This window comes from Colwellia sp. E2M01 (assembly GCF_018860585.1).
In the GTDB taxonomy this organism is placed as follows: Bacteria; Pseudomonadota; Gammaproteobacteria; order Enterobacterales; family Alteromonadaceae; genus Colwellia.
In genome coordinates, this window is sequence record NZ_JAHKPR010000075.1 from 80,492 (window position 1) to 86,874 (window position 6,383).

6 protein-coding genes are annotated in these 6,383 nt (G+C 39.7%); all 6 read left to right on the plus strand.

Annotation, left to right across the window (positions count from 1 at the left end; all coding sequences use genetic code 11):
• Positions 1 to 31 precede the first annotated feature (31 nt).
• Positions 32 to 568, plus strand: a complete 537-nt coding sequence (locus tag KO502_RS14560; RefSeq protein WP_252730782.1) for a tail fiber protein — start codon at positions 32 to 34, stop codon at positions 566 to 568.
• Positions 569 to 597: 29 nt separating this feature from the next.
• Complete coding sequence (locus KO502_RS14565) at positions 598 to 1,131, plus strand: tail fiber protein (protein ID WP_216023293.1); 534 nt, start codon at positions 598 to 600, stop codon at positions 1,129 to 1,131.
• Between the two features lie 40 nt (positions 1,132 to 1,171).
• On the plus strand, positions 1,172 to 1,681 hold the full coding sequence (locus KO502_RS14570; protein WP_252730783.1) for a tail fiber protein: 510 nt from the start codon (positions 1,172 to 1,174) through the stop codon (positions 1,679 to 1,681).
• Between the two features lie 100 nt (positions 1,682 to 1,781).
• Positions 1,782 to 3,224, plus strand: a complete 1,443-nt coding sequence (locus tag KO502_RS14575; protein WP_216023295.1) for a S8 family serine peptidase — start codon at positions 1,782 to 1,784, stop codon at positions 3,222 to 3,224.
• A 1-nt stretch (position 3,225) separates the two neighbouring features.
• Positions 3,226 to 4,530, plus strand: coding sequence for a TIGR03032 family protein (locus tag KO502_RS14580; protein ID WP_252730784.1), 1,305 nt, complete (start codon positions 3,226 to 3,228; stop codon positions 4,528 to 4,530).
• A gap of 157 nt (positions 4,531 to 4,687) precedes the next feature.
• On the plus strand, positions 4,688 to 6,383 hold a 1,696-nt coding region (locus tag KO502_RS14585), incomplete at its 3' end, for a hypothetical protein (protein WP_216023296.1).

The window sequence follows — 6,383 nt, forward strand, 5'->3', positions numbered from 1 at the left end:
GAGGATACTCACGTTAAATGTAAAGAGGATAATGAAAATGTCAGAACCTTTTCTAAGTGAAATCAAAATCTTCGGCTTTGATTGGCCGCCAAGAAATTGGGCAAAATGTGATGGACAAATCATACCCATTAACCAAAACCAATCCTTATATGCGTTATTAGGCTCAACTTATGGGGGGGATGGTCGAACAAATTTTGCATTACCTGATCTGCGTGGTCGCACGCCTATGCATGCGATAGGTGGGGCCACTAAATTGGGAGAAAGAGGGGGCGCTGAATCAGTAACACTTACTGAAGCAGAACTTCCTAACCATCAGCATTTTGTCAACGCGACAGGCGAAAATGCTAATACCGCCACTTTTTCGGGTAATATTATTGCAGCGGGTTTTGACGACAGAGATAATAAAAAAACGCCAATAAACATGTATGCTCCGGCGGAAAACTTAGTCGCATTAAACCCTCACAGCATTAGCGCGGCAGGAGCAAGTCGCCCTCATAATAACCAGCAGCCATCATGTGTGGTTAATTTTTGTATTTCGCTTCAAGGGCTTTTTCCTGCACGAAATTAACATTATAGAACAATCTTAGGAGAACAAATATGAGCGAAGCTTTTTTAGGCGAAATACGTATGTTCGCGGGCAACTTTGCACCTAGACAATGGGCTTTTTGTGATGGTCAAATATTAGCAATTTCACAAAATGATGCTTTATTTTCATTATTAGGTACTACCTATGGTGGTGACGGAATAACATTGTTTGCTTTACCTGATATGCGTGGCAGATTACCGGTACACCAAGGAACTGGACCAGGGTTGACTAATAAATTTATTGGGGCACATTATGGCTCTGAAAGGGTGACACTAACTTCTGAACAAATGCCAACTCACAAACATGAGTTTAAGGCGACAGTGAATACAGCTACGGCAAGTGATCCAACAAACAGTGTACTAGCTGCTCAAATTGATGGTGACATGTCTTATTATTCATCAACAACACCTCCTGCAACAACGCAATTGTTAAGTCAAAATACAGTATCTTCAGTAGGTGGGGGACAAAGTCATAGTAACTTGATGCCGAGTCTTTGTTTGAACTTTATTATCGCCATGTTTGGCACTTACCCAAGCAGAAATTAGGAGAATAATTATGTCAGAACCTTTTATTGCCGAAGTCAGGATGTTTGCGTGTAATTATGCTCCTCGTGATTGGGCATTTTGTAATGGGCAACTATTACCTATTTCTCAAAACACCGCGTTATTCTCGCTTATCGGTCAAACTTATGGGGGAGACGGACGTTCAACATGTGGTTTACCTAATTTGAGCGATCGTATTCCTATGCACCCAGGGCGTGGACCTGGTTTAACGTCAAGGAGACTAGGCGACAGAATCGGTTCGGAAACCGTTCAGTTAGTTGAAGCACAAATGCCACCACATAATCATAGCCTTGTAGGTGTTGGAGAAACTGGAACTACCCAGGAGCCGACGACTATTAGTTTTATGTCGGAAGAAGGAGGGAATCGTAAAGAACAAACCACTTACATTTCGACGGAAAAAACGACCAATACTAATTTGTCATCTCAAGTGTTAACCAATACAGGGGGCAGTAGAGCGCATGAAAATAATCAACCCTTTTTAGGCGTGAACTTTTGTATTGCACTTCAAGGTATTTATCCATCAAGAGGTTAATAAATTAGTATCTGGGGAGAATTACGGGTATAAAGAAAGCTTACTGCTTGTTATCTTTAAATGATGACAGTATTACAGTCAATTTAACATAGAGAATCACTTGTTTATAGCTGAAAAAGTTAAGTCTAACAAGAGTATAAACCCACTATTATGTAGAGTTGTATTCGCAACTTTTTATGCGATGGTGCTTGTTAGTCTTTTCTTTATATTCCCAGTCTACTCTAGTTCTGTACCTATTCATGACAAGCGATTAGTCTTCGATAATTTCTCTAATCGAGTAGAAATTATTCAGCGAGGCACTAACGCTTATGTGAAAGGAACTAATATAAGCGTGCAGTTATCGAAACGTCTTATTGTAAAAACAATTAATACGGTAACGAAAGATGAGGTCTTCGGTTTTCATCAAGCTGTTAGCCATGTCACTGAATTGTTTAAGGGAACACAAAGTAATTTTTATTCGTTAACATTCAGCGATAAAAACCGTTTAGTTGATGTGTTATTTGATCTGCAAAAAATGCAGGTAATACAGCCTGAAAAAGGTATTTTGCTCGTTCAGCCAGATATTCTACAGTTAAAAGCAAAAGATGAAGTGCCCTTTAATGAAGGTGAAAAAAACAAAGATCAATCAAATATAGCCGAGTCAAAATATTCCAACAAAAAAAAACAACCTAAAGAAAGTTTACTACACAATGTTAATCACGCAGGCTCACCCTATATTGACTTGTTAAATATTTCAGAGCTGTGGTTGAAAACGAAAGGAAAGAATATAAAAATAGCGATTATTGATGATGGTATATTTATTGAACATTCCGAATTTAAGCACACTACTATGAGCTTTTCTTATGATGTAGAAAATAAAATAATGTCATCAATACCTATATTCGCACAGGATACACACGGCACTAAAGTAGCGGGTATTATCTTTTCCGCACATGATAATAAGGGGGTTGATGGTATAGCGCCTGAAGCTGAACTGATAAGTATTCGTCAACCAAGCACCTGGACATCAAACACTTTATTGAGTTTTCAACTGGCAAAGATCACAGGGGCAGACATTATTAATTGCAGTTGGCACACTCAATTTTTATTACAACCAATCCATAATATTATTCAAGATCTCACTGAAAATGGCAGGAATGGAAAAGGCATTGTAGTGGTTATTTCTGCAGGCAATAATGGAAAAGAAATTGTAAAAAATAGCACGGAGAGCGCGATAGAAAATGCTATTGTTGTGGGCGCAAATGGGAAGGACTTTCGGCGTTTAGCTTATAGTAATTATGGTTCATCAGTAGATTTATTTACTTATGGGCAGTGGGTAAAAACAACTTTATCTTCAGGGAAATATGGTGGTTTTTCTGGTACATCACTCGCTGCATCTATTGTCTCCGGAATATCAGCACTACTATTATCACACCATCCTGAACTCACAATACAGCAGTTAACAGAGCAGCTTAAGTTGATAGTTGAACCTAACGCGCAGAGGCTACCCTTAGAAGACAAGGTCAACAATCATTCGGAATTAATCGAAAAGGAAGTAAAATAAATTGACTAAACCATTGAAAGAATCAAAGCAATCAATAGGAAAAAACTCCGACTCGGAAGTTGAATCATTAATAAATGAAGCGTTAGATTTTAACTGTGAATACAGCGATAACCTTCCTGCAGTGTTAAAAAAATTAAATATTTCGTTGGCTTTCACTTCTTATCAAGCTGGACGATTAATGCTGGTCAGAAGCGACGGTGAAAGTATCGATGTTAACTTTAAAAGTTTTCCAAGACCTATGGGGCTATCTGTTACAGATGAAGGAATTACTTTGGGAATTTTTACTCAAATAATTAACTTTCAACGAGAGGATGGTCTTTTAACACAATTAAAACAGCCATTAGCTTCGATTGAACAAGATATTACAGCACCGAGAATAAAAACTAAAGATGACGAAAATAATAACGATGTTAGTGATAAAAGTTTTGTAGAACTTACACCAGAACAATTAGTAGCGCAAAAAAAACAACAAGAAAAAATAGAAGCGTATCAAGAAAAATTATTCGCGCCGGTTGATGAAAAGGTAGATGCGTGTTTCATCACTCGCTCAGCTCATTATTCAGGCATGATCAATATACACGATATTGATTGGGGCGATGAAGGGCTGTGGGCCGTTAACTCTAGTTTTTCTTGTTTATGCACAATAGAGCCAAACTCAAGCTTTGTGCCACGCTGGAAACCCCATTTTATATCAGAGCTTGTTCCTGAAGATAGGTGTCATTTAAACGGCATGGCCTTAAAAGACGGTAAACCTGCCTATGTTACGACCTTCTCTACTTATGATAAATCTGGTCTGTGGCGCAAAGGGGCTAAATTTAATGGCACATTAATGGATGTAGAATCGAATAGTATTGTTGTGGAAGAGCTTACCATGCCTCATTCTCCGAGGTGGCATGAGAACAAAGTGTATTTCTGTAACTCAGGTCACGGTCAAATATGTAGCTACGAACCTCAACAAAAAACTACTGAAGTTTTGGCAGAAGTTCCAGGGTTTACTCGTGGTATGGACTTTTATGGGCACATTATGTTTGCTGGTCTTTCCAAGGTACGTCAGGGAGATGTATCTATGCCAGCCCCTATATCATTAAAACATGATGAAACTCACTCAGGTATTTGGTTATTTGATACGGAAGACAAAAATGAAGCAGGTCAGATGAAAGAAATAGGTTATATCAAATTTACGGGCAATGTTGATCAAATTTATGATGTAGCAGTGCTCCCTGATTGTAGCTTTCCTGAACTGATTGAACCCAATCATCCAAGAATGAGAAACCACTTTTGTCATCCAGAACTTACCGATGGGTAATACTATCTACTTTTATTTATTCAAATAACAAGTTAGATAGAAGATAATGAACTATAAATAAAATTGATATTAATTTATACCTATAATCACTCACCTTCACTGGTCACGGGTATAGCACTACTGTAAATATAACAGCGGACAATGGAGATATGACACTATGGAATCTATAGGTAACAAAAGCGATAAAAAGAAATTAGTGAAAGTAATTAAAGCAACCTTACCTTTATTGGCACTTATGGGAGCAGGGGCTGCGGTCGCTTCTACTCGAAATCGAAGTGGGCTCTCTAGTATTCGCAGTATTAAAAATATATCAGCTATCGCTATAACCAAACCAGATAAAACTCAAAATGAGTTACAACAACAAAGTAGCAAAGTTAAGCGGGCTGCTTTTGGCGCTTTTACGAATGCATCTAAAAATAATATTGACACAGCTAAGATAAATATTGATCAAAATGCGTTAGATTTCTTACAAAAAAATGATCTCTTAACCGTGAAAGAGAGCGTGAGTGCTAAGCTATCAGGTAATATCGTTGGTAGGAAAACGTTTGTTGACTTCTGTTTGCAAGTTAATCTTGGCGGGGGTACGCTTGCGCCGAATTCAGCTTTATCTCCCACACCAACAGTAACCGATCAAGCCAACGTTATGAAAAGCCATTTAAATAAAGCGGCGTGTAATGGCGCTAATCATATTTGGCATACCACGACAGGAGGACATTGCTCAGGGGGAGGGCCAGCAAGTATTGCTGGCTGTATGAACGCGAGTTTATATTGGCAAGGAATAAATGTTATTGGCACTGACTCTGGGACTGATACCGCGCCAGTAGCAACATCGGTTAGCTTCTCTGGTACGTTACAAGTAGGTGAGTTACTTACAAGTAATTATACCTACACTGATACCGACTCTGATGCAGAAACCACAAGTACTTTTAAATGGTATGCGTCCAATGATGCCAGTGGTACAGGAAAAACTCAAATAGCAACTACTGAAAACTTCACTTTAACGGGGGCGCAAGCGGGTAAATACATCAGCTTTGAAGTTACGCCAGTAAACACAAATGCCAGCGGTACACCAGTTGAAAGTGCAATTAACTCAACGGCTGTCGCTGCTGCAGATTCGGCGCCAACAGCTAGTTCGGTAAGTTTCTCAGGCACACTTCAAGCCGGGGAGTTACTGACGAGTAGCTATACGTACGCCGATGTTGACTCTGATGCAGAAACCACCAGTACTTTTAAATGGTATGCGTCAAATGATGCCAGTGGTACAGGAAAAACTCAAATAGCAACTACTGAAAACTTCACTTTAACGGGGGCGCAAGCGGGTAAATACATTAGCTTTGAAGTTACGCCAGTAAACACAAATGCCAGCGGTACACCAGTTGAAAGTGCAATTAACTCAACGGCTGTCGCTGCTGCAGATTCGGCGCCAACAGCTAGTTCGGTAAGTTTCTCAGGCACACTTCAAGCCGGGGAGTTACTGACGAGTAGTTATACGTACGCCGATGTTGACTCTGATGCAGAAACCACCAGTACTTTCAAATGGTATGCGTCAAATGATGCCAGCGGCACAGGAAAAACCCAGGTAGCGACTACTGAAAACTTCACTTTAACGGGGGCACAAGTTGGTAAATACATCAGCTTTGAAGTTACGCCAGTAAACGCAAATGCTAGCGGTACACCAGTTGAAAGTGCAATTAATTCAACGGTTGTTACTCCTTCCAATACTGCGCCTGTTATTTCGGGATCGCCAACGTTAAGCGTTGCAGAAGATGCAGCGTACAGCTTTACCCCTACGGTAACTGATGACGATACGGGTGATACAACTACGTTTAGTATCACCAATAAGCCAAGTTGGG